Origin of the sequence: Delftia lacustris, assembly GCF_040267515.1 — a bacterium.
In the GTDB taxonomy this organism is placed as follows: domain Bacteria; phylum Pseudomonadota; class Gammaproteobacteria; order Burkholderiales; family Burkholderiaceae_C; genus Comamonas; species Comamonas tsuruhatensis.
Genome location: NZ_CP141274.1, coordinates 6,172,895 through 6,190,052 on the forward strand (window position 1 = coordinate 6,172,895; position 17,158 = coordinate 6,190,052).

Here is a 17,158-nt window from a genome sequence, read left to right on the forward strand (position 1 = left end):
CCTTGCTTATTCCTTGAAATACACGATCTGGTGGCTGCTCGCCAGCATCACGCCGGCCTCGCTCCACAGCTGGGCGCTCTGGTCGAAGAAGCCGTTGCGAAATTCCTGGCCGCGCGCCTGGGCCAGCAGGTGGCCCGTGCCTGCGGCAGCCAGTTCCTCGCGCCCCGCATGGAAGTAGACGGTGATGGACACCGTGCCCGCCGGGGTGCGCTGTGCGCGGCGCAGCCACACGCGCGGGAAGAATACGTCAGCCAGGCCGGCCAGCGCGCAAAAATCCAGTGCGCGCGGCGGCTCGTCGCGCACCCACAGGCGCGTGAGGCTGTCGGTCTCGCGGCCATCCCAGGTCTGGGGAATGATGCCGTCGAGAAAGCGCATGTCGTAGCGGTTGAGCCACTCCACGCCGCCCAGCGGCGGCACGCGCGGCACGGCGGCAGGCGACGGCACCTCGGGCATGGCCAGGTCGGTACCGCCCCAGGTGCTGCGCCGCACGGCCGTGACGGCCGTGGCCGTGGTGACGACCTGGGCATCGCCATCCTGGTCGGGCTGGGTGATGGTCAGCAGCCAGTGCTGGGTGGAGCGGTTGGTGCGAACGGGGCGGGCCTCGATGTCGAAGCGCCCCGCGCCCAGCGCGGCCGCGTAGTTGACGGTGATGGACAGCGGATCGCCCAGACACAGCGGATGCTGCTGGATGGCCCGCACCAGCGCGGCGGCGGTGATGCCGCCGTACGGGCCCACCATGTTCCAGTAGTCCTGCGTGGTCTGGCCCTGGTAGTGGCCCACGGCGCCGGTGGGCGTGAGCGCCACGGCCTGGTCGAGAGGATGGATGTCTGTGCTCATGGCAAACGAGTGTGATGGCAAGCGGCGCCCGCGTCCGTCAAGCCGGCGACTCTGCGGGTGAGGGAAAGCGCGGGTGGGCCGCGGCGGCCGGCGCCTTGGTCCAGCCCGAGAACACGTCCACGGCCCGGCCCCAGAGCGCGTCGCGCATATCGGCGCGGAAGAAGCCGAAATGCCCTATGCGCCGCAACTGCAGGGCCTTGGGTTCGATGCGCTCGATGCGGCTGGGGGCATTGGCGTAGAGCGCGAACAGGTGCTCGGTGCCACGCCAGGTCATGAGTTCGTCGTCGCTCATGGACAGCGCCATCACCGGAAAGCGCACGGCGGCGTAGCTGCGCGCGGCGGCCTCGCCCTCGGCACCCACGCTGTAGCGCGGATTCAGGCACCAGCGGCGCCACTGCAGCATGACGCCGGCCGGCAGGTCGCCCACCTTGCGCAGGCGCCGGCCCGGAAAGTAGCCGCACAGGCGCGTGGCCACGGGCACCAGCACATGCCAGAAATAGGGAACCATGCGCTTGAGGCGGGGCGCATTGTCGCGCCAGTAGCCGCTGCCGGCCGCAATGCTCAAAAGGCCGTCCACCAGCTGCGGGGAGCGCAGCAGGCCAGGCAGCTGGGCGCCCAGGCTGTGGCCGATCAGGAACAGCGGCTGGTCCGGCAGCTGCGCCTTGGCATGGGCGATGACCGCCTCGTAGTCGCGCGCCCAGTCGCACAGGTCGGCACGCACCTGGCGCAAAGAGCCTTGCAGGGAATCGCCATGGCCCCGGTAGTCAAAGCTGGTCACCCGATAGCCCTGGCCCGCAAGCCAGGTGGCAAAGGCCTCGTAGAAGGCCTGGCGCACCCCCATGGCCCCGCCGATGACCACGCTGGCGCGTGGCGGGCCAGCGGGCGTGTAGACGCGCAGCGCCAGCGTGGCGCCATCGCTGCTGAGTTGGTGTTGTTCCATGGCTGTCTCCTGGTCAGTGCCGTTTCTGTGCCGGCTCGCATGGATGGGAAAAAATGGGATGAGCGAAAAAGACAAAGCCCCGCGAACGGGGCCTTGAGCAACGGTCAGACCCGCTCGAAGATGCCGGCGGCGCCCTGGCCCATTCCGACGCACATCGTCACCATGCCGTAGCGCAATTGCTTGCGGCGCAACGCATGCACCACGGTAGCCGAGCGGATGGCGCCTGTGGCACCCAGCGGGTGGCCCAGGGCAATCGCGCCGCCCATGGGATTGACCTTGGCGGGGTCCAGGCCCAGCGTGTTGACCACGGCCAGCGACTGGGCGGCAAAGGCTTCGTTGAGTTCGAACCAGTCGATGTCGTCCTGCTTGAGGCCCGCATAGCGCAGCGCGGCCGGGATGGCCTCGATAGGACCGATGCCCATGATGGCTGGCGGCACGCCCTTGCTGGCATAGCTCACGAAGCGCGCCAGCGGCGTGAGGCCGAAGCGCTGCACGGCGGCGCCGCTGGCCAGGATGAGCGCGCCTGCGCCATCGCTGGTCTGCGAGCTGTTGCCGGCCGTCACCGAGCCGCGCGCCGCGAACACGGTGCGCAGCTTGCCCAGGCCTTCGAGGCTGGTGTCGGGGCGTGCGCCCTCGTCCAGCTCCACGGTGCGCGTGCGCACCACGGGCTCGCCCTTGGCCAGGTCCAGGCTCCGGTCAGTGACCTCGATGGGCGTGATCTCGTCCTTGAACTCGCCGGCCTGCTGCGCGGCCAGGGCACGGCGGTGCGACTCCAGCGCAAAGGCGTCCTGCGCATCGCGCGAGACCTTCCACTGCTGGGCCACCTTCTCGGCCGTCAGGCCCATGCCGTAGGCAATGCCCACGTCGCCGTCGCGTTCGAAGATGGACGGCGACAGCGAGGGCGCGTTGCCCATCATGGGCACCATGCTCATGCTCTCGACGCCGGCCGCGATCATCACGTCGGCCTCGCCCACGCGGATGCGGTCCGCCGCCATGGCCACGGCCGACAGGCCCGAGGCGCAGAAGCGGTTCACGGTGATGCCACCCACGCTGGTGGGCAGCCCCGCCAGCACGGCGCTGATGCGCGCCACGTTCAGGCCCTGCTGGGCCTCGGGGATGGCGCAGCCGCAGATGATGTCCTCGATGGCAGCCGGGTCCAGCCCCGGCACCTGGGCCAGCGCGGCCTTCAGCGTGGTCGCCAGCAGGTCGTCGGGACGGTAGTTGCGGAAAAAGCCCTTGTGCGACTTGCCGATGGGCGTGCGCGTGGCGGCGACGATGTAGGCGTCTTGGATTTGTTTCATGGAGATTGCTCCTAGATCTCAGTTATTCGCGGCCCGCAACGCACGCATGTCCCAAGTCAGGGACAGCAAGCAAGGGCCGCCCCGCCGCGAGGCTGTCGTCCCCCTGGGGGGAAGGCGCGAAGCGACTCAGGGGGGGCATATCAATTGCGGACGGGCTTGCCGGTGTTCAGCATTCCGAGAATGCGTTCATGCGTCTTGGGATGGCCGATCAGGTGGCAGAACGCCTTGCGTTCGAGCTTCATCAGATAGGCCTCGTCCACCAGGGTGCCCGCATCCACGTCGCCGCCGCAGACCACGTTGGCGATCAGGCTGGCCACATGCTGGTCGAACTCGCTGATGAAGCCGCCGTCACGCATGTTGACCAGCGAGCCCTTGATGGTGGCCACGCCGCTGCGTCCCGCCACGGGGAAGCTGCGCGGCAGCGGCGCACGCCAGCCGCCTGCGGCCATGGACTTGGCCTCGTTGATGGCGACGAAGAGCAGCTCGTCCTTGTGCGGCACGATGAGGTCGCTGTCCAGCAGGTAGCCCAGCTTGCGCGACTCGATGGCGCTGGTGCCCACCTTGGCCATGGCCGCGGCCGTGAAGCCTTCGGTCAGGAAGGGCAGCAGGTCCTTGCCCGTGCTGGTGGCGGCGTTCTCTGCCGCGCGGCGCGCGATGTAGGTCAGGCCGCCCGCGCCGGGCACCAGGCCCACGCCGACTTCCACCAGGCCGATGTAGCTTTCCATGTGCGCCACGCGGCGTGCGCTGTACACGGCCAGCTCGCAGCCGCCGCCCAGCGCCATGCCATGGATGGCCGCAACCACGGGCACCTGGGCGTAGCGGATGCGCAGCATCAGGTTTTGCAGCTCCTGCTCCACGCTTTCGATGGCGTCGGCGCCACCGATCACGAAGGCCGGCATGGTGGCTTCCAGGTCGGCGCCCACGCTGAACGGCGCATCGCCCGACCAGATGACCATGCCCTGGAAGTCGGTCTCGGCCACGTCCACGGCCTCCATCAGCGCTTCCATGACTTCGGGGCTGATGGCGTGCATCTTGTTCTTGATGCTGGCGATCAGGATCCGGCCGTCCAGCGTCCAGGTGCGCAGCGCCTTGGATTCGGCGATCGTGGTGCCGGCCGTCTTCCAGTCGGGCAGGCTGTCTTCGCCCAGCAGCTTTTCGGGGAAGATCTGGCGCTCGTAGACGGGCAGCACGCGGCGGGGCACGAACTGGCCCTTGGCAGGGCTCCACGAGCCCTGCGCCGTGTGCACGCCGCCGGCCTCGGCCACGGGGCCTTCGAAGACCCACTTGGGCAGAGGTGCCTTGCTCAATGCCTTGCCGGCATCGATGTCCTCCTGGACCATCTTCGCCACTTCCAGCCAGCCGGCTTCCTGCCACAGCTCGAACGGGCCCTGCTTCATGCCGAAGCCCCAGCGCATGGCCTGGTCCACGTCGCGGGCGGACTCCGCAATGCTCTCCAGGTGGATGGCCGCGTAGTGGAAGCTGTTGCGCAGGATGGCCCACAGGAAGCGGCCCTGCGCGCCCTCGGCATTGCGCAGCAGCTTCAGGCGCTCGGCTGCGGGCTTCTTGAGCATGCGGCCATAGACCTCGTCGGCCTTGCCGCCTGCGGGCACGTAGTCCTCGCTGTCCAGCTCGAACTGCAGGATGTCGCGGCCGACCTTCTTGTAGAAGCCCTTCTTCGCCTTCTGGCCGAGGTTGCCCAACTCGATCAGCTTGGCCAGCACGGGCGGCGTGCCGAAGCTGGCGTAGAAGGGATCGGTCTCGGCGCTGAGGTTGTCCTGCAGCGTCTTGATCACATGGGCCATGGTGTCCAGGCCCACCACGTCGGCCGTGCGGAAGGTACCGCTGGATGCGCGGCCCAGCTTCTTGCCGGTGAGGTCATCAACCACGTCGAAGGTCAGTCCGAAGTTCTCGACCTCCTTCATGGTGGCCAGCATGCCGGCGATGCCGATGCGGTTGGCGATGAAGTTGGGCGTGTCCTTGGCGCGCACCACGCCCTTGCCCAGGCCGCTGGTGACGAAGGCTTCGAGCTGGTCCAGCACCACGGGCTGCGTGGTCGGCGTGGCGATCAGCTCCACCAGCGGCATGTAGCGCGGCGGGTTGAAGAAGTGGATGCCGCAAAAGCGCGGCTTGATCGCGTCGGGCAGCGCCTCGGACAGCTTGGTGATGGACAGGCCCGAGGTGTTGGACGCCACGATGGCGTGCTTGGCCACATGGGGCGCGATCTTGGTGTACAGATCGAGCTTCCAGTCCATGCGCTCGGCAATGGCCTCGATGATCAGGTCGCAGCCCTTGAGCAGCTTGAGGTGCTCCTCGTAGTTGGCGGGCTGGATCAGGTCCGCGTCCTCGGCCACGCCGATGGGCGAAGGCTTGAGCTTCTTGAGGTTGGCGATGGCGCGCTCGGCGATGCCGCTTTTCGGGCCTTCCTTGGCAGGCAGGTCGAACAGCACCACGGGCACCTTGACATTGACCAGATGGGCCGCGATCTGCGCACCCATCACGCCAGCGCCGAGCACGGCGACTTTCTTCACATTGAATCGGGACATGGATGTTCCACAAGTGGGAGGGAGGTGGCCGCTGCGGCCGCCTTCCGGAATGGTTTACTGCACGCGCACCCAGGTCTGGGTGCGGCCAAAGGGGCCGATGGAGCCGCGCACCTCGAGCTTGGCGCCGCCTTCGATGGGCGTCAGGCGCAGGGTGTAGGTCTTGCCGTTTTCGGGGTCGAGGATCTTGCCGCCTTCCCAGACGTCCTTGCCCTCGGCCTTCTTGGCGCCGCGGATGATCTCCAGCCCCTTGAGCGGCTGGCCCTTGCGGTCGTCAGAACACTCGGTGCAGGTGGCGGCCGGATCGGCGCCCTTGCGCAGGATCTGCTCGATGCGGCCCGTGACCACGCCGTCGTTCTCGGCCACGCGGATCTCGGACTTGGCTTCGCCGCTCTTGTCGTCCACGCTCTTCCACAGGCCCACGGGCGTCATCTGCGCCTGCGCCGCGACGGCCGTGAGGCCCAGCACCATTGCTGCCAGTGCTTGATATGCCTTCATTTCAAACCCCTTTCGCCTAGAAAGGCGCACAGACCACGCTGATGCGCACAGCCCGTGCTCCCATGTTGGAGTGAAGCCGTTCAGGCCAGCGCCGCGTCCGTGTCCATCAGGGACTTGCTGCCCGCGCGGGCCGTGCGCATCAGCGTCGCGGTCTCGGGGAACAGCTTGGCGAAGTAGAAACGCGCGGTCTGCAGCTTGGCCTGGTAGAACGGGTCGGTGTTGCCCTTGGCGATTTCACGCAGCGCCACCTGGGCCATGCGGGCGAAGAAGTAGCCGAACACCAGGTGGCCCGCCACACGCAGGTAGTCCACAGAGGCGGCGCCCACCTCGTCGGGGTTTTGCATGCCCTTGAAGCCGATCTCGGTGGTGAACTTGGTCATCTGGTCGCCCAGGTAGGCGATGGGATTGATGAACTCGGCCATCTTCTCGTTGACGCCCTCTTCCTCCACCAGTTGCGCCACCAGCTTGCCGAACTTCTTGAGCGATGCGCCCTGGTTGCCCAGCACCTTGCGGCCCAGCAGGTCCAGCGCCTGGATGCCGTTCGTGCCTTCATAGATCATGTTGATGCGCGCATCGCGCACGAACTGCTCCATGCCCCATTCGGTGATGAAGCCATGGCCGCCATAGACCTGCTGGCTCATGGTGGTGGCCGTCCAGCCGTTGTCGGTGATGAAGGCCTTGACGATGGGGGTCAGCAGCGCCACCAGCTCGGCGCTGTCCTTGCGCACCTTTTCGTCTGGGTGGTTGAACTCCTTGTCGATCAGGAAGGCGCAGTAGGTCACCAGCGCGCGGCCGCCTTCGGCATAGGCCTTGGCCGTCAGCAGCATGCGGCGCACGTCGGGGTGGACGATGATGGGGTCGGCCGGCTTGTCCTTGGCCTTGGTGCCCGACAGGCTGCGCATCTGCAGGCGGTCCTTGGCATAGGCCAGGGCGTTCTGGTAGGCCACCTCGGTCAGGCCCAGCGACTGGTTGCCCACGCCCAGGCGGGCGGCATTCATCATCACGAACATGGCCTGCAGACCCTTGTTCGGCTGGCCCACCAGGGTGCCGATGGCGCCGTCGATATTGATCTGAGCCGTGGCATTGCCATGGATGCCCATCTTGTGCTCCAGTGCGCCGCAGAAGATGGGGTTGCGCTCGCCCAGCGAGCCATCGGCCTTGACCACGAACTTGGGCACCACGAACAGGCTGATGCCCTTGGAGCCCGGGGGCGCATCGGGCAGGCGGGCCAGCACCAGATGGACGATGTTCTCTGTGAAATCGTGCTCGCCAGCGCTGATGAAGATCTTGTTGCCGGTGATCTTGTAGGTGCCCTCGGGCGCGCCGGCCACGGGCTCGGCCTTGGTGCGCAGCAGTCCCAGGTCGGTGCCGCAATGGGGCTCGGTCAGGCACATGGTGCCGGTCCACTCGCCGCTGGTCAGCTTGGGCAGGTACAGCTTCTTTTGCTCTTCCGTGCCATGCACATGCAGGGCCTCGTAGGCGCCGTGCGACAGCCCGGGGTACATGGTCCAGGCCTGGTTGGCGCTGTTGAGCATCTCGTACAGCGCCGAGTTCACCGCAAAGGGCAGGCCCTGGCCGCCATAGGCCGTGTCGCAGGACAGCGAAGGCCAGCCGCCTTCCACGTACTTCTGGTAGGCCTCCTTGAAGCCCTTGGGCGTGGTGACCTCGTGGGTTTCCTTGTTCAGCACGCAGCCCTCGGCATCGCCGCTGATGTTCAGCGGAAACGTCACATTGGCCGCGAACTTGCCCGCCTCTTCCAGCACGGCGTTGATGGTGTCGGCATCGACCTCGGCATGCGCCGTCATCTGCCGGTAGTCATCCGTGACCTTGAACACCTCGTGCATGAGGAATTGCATGTCGCGCAGGGGCGGGTTGTAGCTGGGCATTTGTCTTCTCCTGTGTTGGCGGGGTTTGCAGTGGATGCGGTGAAAACGGTGAAACTGAAAAATCAGGTCGGGCTGGCGTAGCGCGCCAGAATGCTCTCGAAGCCGTCGATGGCGCGCTGCATGGAGCCTTCGTTGCGCAGGAAGCGCGCCTCGTAATGCAGGGCCAGGATCAGGCCGTGGATCTCGAACAGCAGCTGGTTCTCGTCCAGGTCGGCACGCAGGTCGCCGCATTCGCGGCACTGCACGATGGTGCGGCGCATGGCTGCGTGCCAAGTCTGGACCGAGGCCGTCAGCGCATCGCGCACCGGCCCCGTGCGGTCGTCGAACTCCACGGCGCCGCTGATATAGATGCAGCCCGAGTCCAGCTCGATCGAAGTGCGCTTCATCCAGTTGTCGAACAGCGCCCGCAGACGCGCCACGCCGCGCGGTGCCTGAAGCGCCGGGAAGAACACTTCCTGCTCGAAACGGTCGTGGTATTCATGCACCACGGAAATCTGCAGCTCCTCGCGCGAGCCAAAATGCGCGAACACGCCCGACTTGCTCATGCCCGTCAGCTCGGCCAGAGCGCCGATAGACAGGCCCTCAAGGCCGATGTGCGTGGCCAGGTTGAGGGCAGCCTCCACAATGGTGGCCTTGGTCTGCTGACCCTTGTGCAGCGCGCGGCGCGGCGCGGGCGCAGCCGCTTCGTGCACGGAAGAGCCGGCCTTGGGATCGGCATTGGAGTTGGTCGGAGAGCGAGCGGTGCGGCGTGGGGCGGAAACGCTGGACATGCGAAATTCTTGTTAAAACGAACGTTCGTGCTATTTTGCATGGAAAGCTTGTCGCGGCGAAGACATGCGGGGGAAAACACCTAGCTTGTGGGCAGGCGCAAAAAAGCCGGCAGGTGCCGGCTTGGTTGGTTGTCACGCCTCAGAGCAAGTCATGCCTCCACGGCAAATACCTTGATGCCCTTGAAGCGCATGTGGCGTTCGGGAGGAAGGTCGGAATTGACCATGGCTTCGGTCACTTCCCAGACCCGACTGTCTTCGAAGTGGACAGAGAAACGGATGAAGCCCTTGGCCATGGAGGCCAGCACCACGCGCTCGCGGCCATCGCGCGACCGGATGGGCAGTCGAAAGCTGTCATCCTTGGCCAACACCTGCGCGCCTGCCCGCAGCTCGGCAGAGAAGGCCAGCGTGGCGCCCACCGGCACCGTCGCATCGGTGAAGTCGGGAGTATGTACAAAGTCCTCCTTGTCGGCCGCGATGCCGGTGATGACGATCTCCGGCATCGCGGGTTCGGGCACCGGCTCAGGCGGGGCCTCATAAGGCAGTTCGACCCAGGCTAGGCCCGTGAAGTTGCTGCGCGGGCGGCCCGCTATCTCGTGCGTCTGCATGTTGTCGGGCGGCAGTGTCGTCGTGCGCGCGCCGGGCGTGGTGGACATGCCTGCGTACCAGCCCCAGAGGTTGAATTCGTAGTTCATGCGGCACCCAGTTCGTAATAGAAGTCGCGGTCGTTGACGGTGTCGGAGATGAATGCATGGTCTGCATCGGGCCACGGGGTCACATAGATACCTTGGCCGGGGGCCAGCGCAAAAAATCCGTTTGTCGGATCAGTAAATGAGCTACTTGCAACCAGAGAGGGCAGGACACGCCAATTCCTGCCATCCATACAGGAAAAAACCCTCACGCGACCAACACCAGCGATATCACTGGTCGTCCCACGCATATATATTGCATCGCCTGTGCTCGTTGACTGTATATTCCACCCACGAAATGCCTCTCCGTCTACACCAGTCTCAAGATACTGATCAAATTGCTCAAAATTAATACCATCTTCCGTCGCAATAGTATGGATGATTTTTCCAGCTACGCCCACTAGCACGAACTTCCTCCCAACCACCGCTGCCTCCTTGAAATACATACCGGAAGGAATTTTTGAGCGCACGCTTGCAAAATTGGTGGAAAGATTGAAAGCAGAGCCGTTCTCTGAATAAGCCAATTCATAGAAGGAGTTATTAATATAACTCAATGAAAGATAGATACTCCCATTGTGCAGAACATGGCTCCATCCTGCCGATGATGGCGGCATTGCCGTAGCACTCCAAACGGTATCCAGACCTGTCGCTGAACGGGCCATGCTAGAGGAAATAGCATAAAAATAGCTACCCGCCCTGACATAGTTAGGAGTGGCGGTTATGTTCTTAAAGGTGATGCCGCCATCAACACTGGCATAGCTTACATACCCCCAAGAAAACCCTGTCCAATACCTGGCCCCAATAATGACCGTATCATTATTATGTGCCATGGATACGATATTGGCATTTTCACCATTCACCAACAGGCGTTGAGTAAGCACCTTCAAATCGGGGCTTGTATAGAGCGTGGCACCTCGCACAAGAAAGTACTGCTGACTACTGTATAAACCCATACTCACAGAAATATTTACTGGAGAAACACTTCGCACGGGCTTGAATGCATTGACGATTCTCACCGAAACCCCTGGAACCTTACGCTCCTCTCCCCTCCAAATACGCCGACGCATCAGCGCAGCAGGTTGTCCATAGATATTGTTGAAGGAAAGCATCAGATCCACCCCAGGGTTGCGGTTTGAGTAAATACGCGGTCGGCATAGCGCGAGTCCAGCGCCAGGTCGTCCTCGATTCCGGAAAACTTGCCCCCGTTGCGTCTGAGCACGGGCGTCAGCGCACCGGAGCGGTTGGTGACGCGCAGTTGCTCCTGTGGCGCGGACCCGGCCGGCATCAGGCATTCGCACTGCGGGTGCAGGACGATGTAGTGCATGCCGACGATCAGGTGATGGGGCCCTGCCGTTGTCAGCTCCTGCTGCGGCATGGACTGCGGTGAACCGGACAGCCGCCAGCCCGCGGGATCCTGGGCCGGGTCGAGCGCGCTGGCCGTGGTGCCGGCTGGTACGCGCCGATAGGTCAGCAGCGACTGGGGCGACCACACGGCGTCGCCCTGGGCGTAGCTGCCCGGCGCCCATCGGGAGGCACCGGCGACAATGGCAGCGTTCTGGGCGCTGGTCGCGGCGGCGGAGGCGGCGGCCTGCGCAGCGTTCTTGTTGCCCTCGACCGTCAGCATGGCCTGGGCCATTTCCGTCAGAAACGTCGTGAGCCACGTCACCAGGCCTGCTGTCCAGTTACGAAAGCCCGTCAGCCAGTTCAGATAGACATCCGTCTTGACGTCGAAGACGTCCTGCGGGTCCGTGCGACGATTCGGGATCGCCACCGATTCCTCGGGTGCACTAGGTGGGGGTGTGAAGTTCATCGTCTTCCAGTCCTTCAATGGTTAGGTTGCAATCGGAGAAGCCATGGGCCACCAGAACCTGGTCGAAACCCGTGATGTAGCCGTAGGTGGTGAGCACGCCGTAGCCACGCGCACCTATCCAGACGACCGGTCTGGCGCGATACGCCAGGATTTCGTTGCGCACGCGCTCGTACTGCGTGCCGTGAACGAGGACCTGCAGCTTCAAGCGGTCGCTGTAGGCGCCGGGCTCGGCCATCCAGCCGCCCCAGTCGTCGCGCTTCTTGAGGCTCCAGTCGTCGAAGCTGACCGAGGGCCTCCACTGCGTGTTGCCCAGCCAGACGGCACGGCCGATGACGACTTCGGCGCAGCGCGCCTTGGCCCCCAGGTTGGCGATGCGTATCGTGATGCTGGCCTGCGTGTAGGCCGGCAGTCCCGAGATGGACAGCTTTCGTTCGCGCTCTATGGGGTTGAAGAAGTAGCCCCAGTGCGAATTGCCCGAAGGGCGCAGCACCAGGCGCTGCCCGCTGTGGAACACCTCGCCGGCCACGGGGTCGGTCATCACCACCTCGACCGTGTGCGCCTGCAGGCCCAGTAGCTCGATGTCCGTGACCACGCGGCCGGGCTTGATGGTGACCTCGATGAGGTCGTCGGCCTCGGTGTACGAGCCCAGGCTGGCATCGAACATGCGCAGCCGGTTTTCCACACCGAGCCTTTGCCACTTGCCTTCCGAACTGGTGGGGTCATTGCCGGTATTGCTGCCGGCCATGCTGCGCCAGATCACGCGCGAGGCGTCGATGATCTCGTCGTTCAGCGCATAGGCTTTGCTGGCGGACCAGGGCTGCAGGCCGCTTGCGGCGACGTTCGTGCTCATGTTGTCGAGCGTGATCGGCAGGGGCGGCACAAATCCCATGCCGCGTGTGAATTCGTCGTTCATGCGGTCTCCCTTTGCTTGACGCCGATGGCGTCGCTCTTGCGAGCCATCTTTTCGAGGCTTTGCAGCAGCACGATCTGCTGGCGCCCCAGGTCATAGGTCAGACGCTGCAGGGACTCGAGGGCCCTGTGCAGGTCGCCGCCCTGCATGCCCTCCAGCAGGCGCCGCGTCTGCTGGGCGCTGTGGATCCGTGAAGGTCCGGTGAACTCGAGCTCGGGGCCGTTTTCCCCGACCAGGCGCAGGCCGCCGAAGTGCTCGCCACCCGAGGCGAAGCGCGGAATGCCGAACTGGTCCAACGCCGCCAGCACGTCGCGCTCCGAGTAGCCATACAGATAGGCAAGATCCAACGCCGTGCCCCCCTGGGCCTTGATGTCATTGGCCAGTCCCACCAGGTCTCCGGTGCCGTCGTACTTATGGAAGGTTGGCGAGAGCGCATCGAGCTTCTTGACTCTCTCGGGATCCGTTTCGTAGTCGTAGATCGCGAAGCCATCACCGAGCACAGCAATAGGCATCTTGTACTTGCTGTACACGGCGGAGCTGCCGCCTCCACTCCCAGGACCTGGCCCCGGACCAAGTTCCGCGCCCCCGCTGCCACCACCGGAACCGCTTCCGCCAGAACCAGCACCACCTCCGGTACCAGCTCCTTCCTTGAGCAGTGCCGCGCGGAATTCCGCCCATGCGAGATCGGACGACAGCAGCCGCGTGTCGATGCCACGCGCTATGTCCAGCGCCTCCTTCTCGGTCTTGAGCAGCCGCTCCAACGCATCGACCTGGCTTTTTTCCTGCTCCAGAATCAATTCATCGGCAGACAGCTGCTCGCCCGCCGCGTCATGCAGTACTTCGAGCTTGTTGGCCAGGATCAACTGCGCGGCCTCATAGTCCAGGCGCGAGCGGAAGTTGCCCGAGGAAATACCGCCGCGCGCAGCTGAGACGGCCTCGCCGATGTCAGCCGATTCGGGCAGATAGCCCGTGCGCCGGTACGCAGCCAGTGCCTGGTCAATGACCTCGTTGGCTCTGGCCAAGGCCATGGCCTGGGTGCTCTCGATCTGGCCGCGCAGTTCGACGACATGCCCGCGCAAGGTGTCCATTAGGGCGCGCTCGGTATCCACGCGCTCCTGTGCGACATCGATGCGTGCCTGTATGGCCGAGCGCTCTGCATCGACGGAACGCTGCAGCAGGCTCCACGCCGCATCCGTATCGGCCTCGTTCTTCTTCTTCGCCTCCTGCGCCTGCTCCTCCTGCTTGCGCTTGGCTTCCTCCGCCTGTTTGGCCGAAGCCGCCGCAGCATCCTCGGATGTCTTGGTAACGGCCTTGAACGTGTCGTTGAGCTTGAGCAGCTCGGCAGCGGTCTCGGCCGAAGATTTGCCGGTGCCGCCGATATTGCCGATCAGCTTGTCCATACCGGCAGTGAAGTCGGCCAGCGACGCGCTGGTGTTTGCCAGATTTTCAAGGTCGGCCGCGAGTTTTCCGATATCGCCCGAACCTTCTCCCAGAGTGGTGCTGGCCCAGTCCTTGAAGGCGCCAGTCTTGGCCATGTCCTTGAGGCCTTGCGTGCCCTGGACCTTGGAGATGGCGTCCTTCAATACCTTGGCATTCGCCTCCTCGGAGTTGGCTGCCTTGAGCTTGTCTTCCACCAGCTTGCGGAACCGGGCCTGGGCGTCATCGGCGTCCAGGTCGATGTCCACGCCCAAGTCCTTGAGCTTGCTGCCCATCTCGCGCTTGGCGATGGTCTTGCGCTCATCCTCGCTGTAGAAGTTCTGGTAGAAGCTGCCCGCGTTGGCATTCAGCGCCTCGATGCCGCCCGAAGCCTTGATCAGGGACTCTAAGGCCAGGTCGGTAAGGTCGGCAAAGCCCGTGATCTTCTTGCCCAGTTCCTCGAAGGAGCGGCCGATCAGGTCGATGGTCTGGAAGGCGGCCTGCAACGCCTCGACATTGGGTGCTTCGCCCAGCGAGTCCAGCGTGGTGCGCATCCAGCTGGGCAGGTCCGCCTTCTTGAGTTCGGACACCAGCAGGGAACCGGTCTGGCCCAGGAAGGCCTTGTAGGCCTCTTCCGGGTTGTTGCCCAGCGAGCGGTTCTCGAAGCCGGCCAGGATCATGCCGGTCGTCTTGTCGATGATCTTGGCGTAGCCGTAGGCGTCCTCGTCGGTGTACTTTCCGTTGGCGGCAAAGCCGCCGACCAGGTCAATGCCGCGCGCGCTACCCGTCGCGTATTTGCTGAGGGACCCATAGACCGAGGCAAGGCCGTCCAGGCTGGTCTTGAGCTGCTTTTCGACGGCATCGCTGTGGCGCTGCGTCAGGTCGTCATACCAGTCTCCGGCCGCACGGCCGAACAGCTGTTCGGCGGCCTTGTCGTTGCCGACGCCAGCGGTGCTGTAGGCAGCGCCGGCGTGGTTGGGGCCGCGGGAGCCGAAAACATCGCTGCTGAGCAGCGAATACAGTGCCAAGCCCCCAGCGATCCATGGCATCGCAGCACCCAACCCCATTGCGCTACCCGCGGTTCCGGAGCCCAGCCCAGCGCCGATGGAGCTCGCACCTGCCCCGGAGGCAGTCAAGCCCAGCCCGCCTCCAGCCGTAAGGCCTAAACCGCCTCCAGCGGTCAACCCAAGACCTGATGCAGCTGCTGTCGAACCGCCGAAGCCAAGCCATCCCCCAACGGTTCCCGCCAGACTGCCCAGCATTCCGCCGCTGCCAGCCAGAGACAAAAAGTTGCCTGCGTTGCCGGCCAACCCGAGCAAGCCGCCTGAACCCGCCCCGCCGAGCCCCAGCGCCGCGCCAAGGTTGCCGATGAATCCTTGCAGTTGCGCTATCACAGGCATGACAAGCGGCCGCGCGAACGCCTTGTACATCTCATCGGCCACCGTGGCCTTGAACGTCGCGCTCAGGTTCTTGGTGAACGTGCGCCAGCCTTCCGTACCGTTGGCCAGCATGTCTGCGAAGCCCTTGCGGAACATCTCGTCCATCTGGTCAACGGACTTCTGGGTTTCCTGCATGCGGGTGCGCTCGGCGACATTGGCCTTGGCCTGGTTCGCAGCGGCCGTGGCGTCTTCCTTGAGCTTCTGGGCGGCAGCGGCATCCGTGGGATTCTTGGCCGCGATGTCCTGCAGCTTTTTCTGGAGATCTATCTCGATCCTGTACTGCGCCAGGGCAATCTCCCGATCGCGCTGCGACATGGCGGCCAGGGACTGCTCGAACTGGGTCGCCTCGTTGGCCTCCTTCACGCTTTGCGCATACTCGGCCACCATGCGTGCCGAGTCGTTGTAGCCCTTGACCCTGGCGAGTTCGCGCGTGGCATCGGCCTCTTTGCCCACGGCCTCGGCGACGTCCTTCGAGCATCGGACGCTCTCTTGCTTGGCTGCGTTGTCTTGCAGTTCCGCGATGGTCTTTTCGACCTGCTCCTGCCGCAGCTGTCCCAACGCATCGCCAGTCAAACCGATCGCGAGGGTCTCCTGCCGGGCGAGTTCCAGGTTCTTTTCGGCCAGTCCGGCCTTGGTCTGGTGCTCCGTGACGAGCTGCGCCACCTCCTGCTGCCTTTTCTGCAGTTCCTGATCGCGCTTGAGCTCCTCATTGTCCTGCTGCGTTCTGGCTGGCACGGCCGGTGGTGCGTAGCTGACGGTGCGGGGTACCGCAGGCGGCTCTTTCTTCTGCGCAGGCGCGTCGGTTTTCTTGCTTTGCTCCTGCGGCTGTGGCTGTCGCACCAGCGGCGGATTGATGAACCCACGGCCGCCGCCTGCATTGCGCTGACCCTGTGCCGCCATCAATTCGCGCTGCACCTGCTGCAATTTTTCGACCAGGCGCTGGGCATCGTCATGGGCCGTGCGCACCCATACATTGCGCGATGTGGCTGCCCCCTTGGCCTGCAGCATCTCCAGTTCAGCCCTGGCGCGCGGAAGCTCCTTGGCCAGATAGGCTGCCTTTTCCGCATTCGACTGGAAGGCCGTGCTGATGTATTGCAAGCCCACCGCGCGCCCGGCGATGTTGCCCAGGCCGCTGCTGATCTGGCCCAGGAAGCCCGACCCGTTGTCACGCGCCCGCGACATGGACTCCGAAAAGGCGTTCATGTCGTTGGCCGCTGCATTCATGCCAAAGGAGATCATCTGGCTGATGCCGGAATCTCCCACGGCGGACTTGAGCTTGTCCCAGGCGTTGGCCATGCGTTGGGTGCCGGCATCCAGCCTGTCCGCCGCCTTGTCCGTCCCCTCTCCCAGGGAGCTTTGCAGCGCCTGCGAGAAACGGGGCAGAAAGTCCTGCGTCACGACCTCGCCGGTCTGCAGCATCTGGGAGAACCGCTCCTGTGTCACACCCAGGGCCTGAGCGCCGACCAGCGCCGCATCCGGGATATGTCCCAGTTTCTCGCTGAAGTCCGACGCGCCTATCGTCCCCTTGCCCATCAGGTCGAGTACGGCTGCCAACGAGGCATTGCCCTGCTCCACGGAAAGGCCCATGGCCGCGTTGGCCGAGGCAATCCCCGTGAAGATGGTCTGCACCTGCGCGCCCTCCAGCGCCGTACCTCGCGCCTTGGTGGCGAAGTCGGCGTAGGCCTGGCCGGTGGCGTTGAGCTGCAGGCCCAGCCGATCGGCCAGGGCCGTGACATAGGCCAGTTCCTGCGCGCCCTTGCCGCCGGTGGCAAGGTCCAGCCGTGTACGCAGATTCTCTGTCTGGGCACTGGCCGTGTAGAGCGCCTCTCCCACCTTGGCCGCCGAACCCGCCACTTCCAGCATGGCATTGGCGCGGCCTGCAATCTTGCCCATGGAAGTAGACAGGCTCTCGATATCGACGCTGGCACGCGCCGACACAAGCGCCGTGTCCGTTGAGGCACCTGCGAACTGTGACATGCCGGCATACGCCTGCTGCAGCTTGCCGTGGAGTTTGTCGAGCTCCTGGGAGAACTGGGCATTCTGCGCACGCAGCTCGCTCAGGCTGGGCGTCTCGGCGATGCCTATGCTTTTGACCGCTGTACTCATGCTGATCTCTGTTCGGTAT

General features: G+C 64.6%; 12 protein-coding genes. All 12 read right to left on the minus strand.

From position 1 onward, the window contains the following. Window positions 1–6: 6 nt before the first annotated feature. On the minus strand, window positions 7–837 hold the full coding sequence (locus tag U6958_RS29690) for an acyl-CoA thioesterase II (RefSeq protein WP_016446427.1): 831 nt from the start codon (window positions 835–837) through the stop codon (window positions 7–9). A 37-nt stretch (window positions 838–874) separates the two neighbouring features. Then, window positions 875–1,777, minus strand: coding sequence for an alpha/beta fold hydrolase (locus U6958_RS29695; protein WP_016451807.1), 903 nt, complete (start codon window positions 1,775–1,777; stop codon window positions 875–877). A 104-nt stretch (window positions 1,778–1,881) separates the two neighbouring features. Continuing rightward, window positions 1,882–3,078, minus strand: coding sequence for an acetyl-CoA C-acyltransferase (locus tag U6958_RS29700; RefSeq protein ID WP_017405913.1), 1,197 nt, complete (start codon window positions 3,076–3,078; stop codon window positions 1,882–1,884). Window positions 3,079–3,218: 140 nt separating this feature from the next. Next, window positions 3,219–5,621 carry a 3-hydroxyacyl-CoA dehydrogenase/enoyl-CoA hydratase family protein gene (locus tag U6958_RS29705; protein ID WP_074920488.1) on the minus strand — a complete coding sequence of 801 codons (2,403 nt, stop codon included), beginning with the start codon at window positions 5,619–5,621 and terminating at the stop codon, window positions 3,219–3,221. Between the two features lie 54 nt (window positions 5,622–5,675). Further along, complete coding sequence (locus tag U6958_RS29710; protein WP_016446431.1) at window positions 5,676–6,116, minus strand: DUF2147 domain-containing protein; 441 nt, start codon at window positions 6,114–6,116, stop codon at window positions 5,676–5,678. A gap of 80 nt (window positions 6,117–6,196) precedes the next feature. After that, complete coding sequence (locus U6958_RS29715; protein WP_017405915.1) at window positions 6,197–8,002, minus strand: acyl-CoA dehydrogenase C-terminal domain-containing protein; 1,806 nt, start codon at window positions 8,000–8,002, stop codon at window positions 6,197–6,199. A gap of 62 nt (window positions 8,003–8,064) precedes the next feature. Further along, on the minus strand, window positions 8,065–8,772 hold the full coding sequence (locus U6958_RS29720) for a TetR/AcrR family transcriptional regulator (RefSeq protein ID WP_016446433.1): 708 nt from the start codon (window positions 8,770–8,772) through the stop codon (window positions 8,065–8,067). A gap of 149 nt (window positions 8,773–8,921) precedes the next feature. Beyond that, the gene (locus U6958_RS29725; protein WP_074920489.1) at window positions 8,922–9,464 is read right to left on the minus strand and encodes a hypothetical protein; all 543 of its coding nucleotides are present in this window, start codon (window positions 9,462–9,464) and stop codon (window positions 8,922–8,924) included. Further along, a complete protein-coding gene (locus tag U6958_RS29730; protein ID WP_143044488.1) occupies window positions 9,461–10,567 on the minus strand; it encodes a hypothetical protein in 1,107 nt (368 codons plus the stop codon). The genes U6958_RS29725 and U6958_RS29730 overlap by 4 nt, the downstream gene beginning before the upstream one ends. After that, window positions 10,567–11,268: a hypothetical protein gene (locus U6958_RS29735; RefSeq protein WP_013804202.1), complete on the minus strand. Its 702-nt coding sequence runs from the start codon at window positions 11,266–11,268 to the stop codon at window positions 10,567–10,569. Before U6958_RS29735 ends, U6958_RS29730 begins: the two co-directional genes overlap by 1 nt. After that, a complete protein-coding gene (locus U6958_RS29740; protein ID WP_074920490.1) occupies window positions 11,246–12,181 on the minus strand; it encodes a hypothetical protein in 936 nt (311 codons plus the stop codon). The genes U6958_RS29735 and U6958_RS29740 overlap by 23 nt, the downstream gene beginning before the upstream one ends. Continuing rightward, complete coding sequence (locus tag U6958_RS29745; RefSeq protein WP_074920491.1) at window positions 12,178–17,139, minus strand: tape measure protein; 4,962 nt, start codon at window positions 17,137–17,139, stop codon at window positions 12,178–12,180. The genes U6958_RS29740 and U6958_RS29745 overlap by 4 nt, the downstream gene beginning before the upstream one ends. Window positions 17,140–17,158: the final 19 nt, after the last annotated feature.

Coding starts and splice junctions, on each gene's coding strand:
- U6958_RS29690 (WP_016446427.1), bottom strand. CDS start 837: ATGAGCACAGACATCCATCCTCTCGACCAGGCCGTGGCGCTCACGCCC.
- U6958_RS29695 (WP_016451807.1), bottom strand. CDS start 1,777: ATGGAACAACACCAACTCAGCAGCGATGGCGCCACGCTGGCGCTGCGC.
- U6958_RS29700 (WP_017405913.1), bottom strand. CDS start 3,078: ATGAAACAAATCCAAGACGCCTACATCGTCGCCGCCACGCGCACGCCC.
- U6958_RS29705 (WP_074920488.1), bottom strand. CDS start 5,621: ATGTCCCGATTCAATGTGAAGAAAGTCGCCGTGCTCGGCGCTGGCGTG.
- U6958_RS29710 (WP_016446431.1), bottom strand. CDS start 6,116: ATGAAGGCATATCAAGCACTGGCAGCAATGGTGCTGGGCCTCACGGCC.
- U6958_RS29715 (WP_017405915.1), bottom strand. CDS start 8,002: ATGCCCAGCTACAACCCGCCCCTGCGCGACATGCAATTCCTCATGCAC.
- U6958_RS29720 (WP_016446433.1), bottom strand. CDS start 8,772: ATGTCCAGCGTTTCCGCCCCACGCCGCACCGCTCGCTCTCCGACCAAC.
- U6958_RS29725 (WP_074920489.1), bottom strand. CDS start 9,464: ATGAACTACGAATTCAACCTCTGGGGCTGGTACGCAGGCATGTCCACC.
- U6958_RS29730 (WP_143044488.1), bottom strand. CDS start 10,567: ATGCTTTCCTTCAACAATATCTATGGACAACCTGCTGCGCTGATGCGT.
- U6958_RS29735 (WP_013804202.1), bottom strand. CDS start 11,268: ATGAACTTCACACCCCCACCTAGTGCACCCGAGGAATCGGTGGCGATC.
- U6958_RS29740 (WP_074920490.1), bottom strand. CDS start 12,181: ATGAACGACGAATTCACACGCGGCATGGGATTTGTGCCGCCCCTGCCG.
- U6958_RS29745 (WP_074920491.1), bottom strand. CDS start 17,139: ATGAGTACAGCGGTCAAAAGCATAGGCATCGCCGAGACGCCCAGCCTG.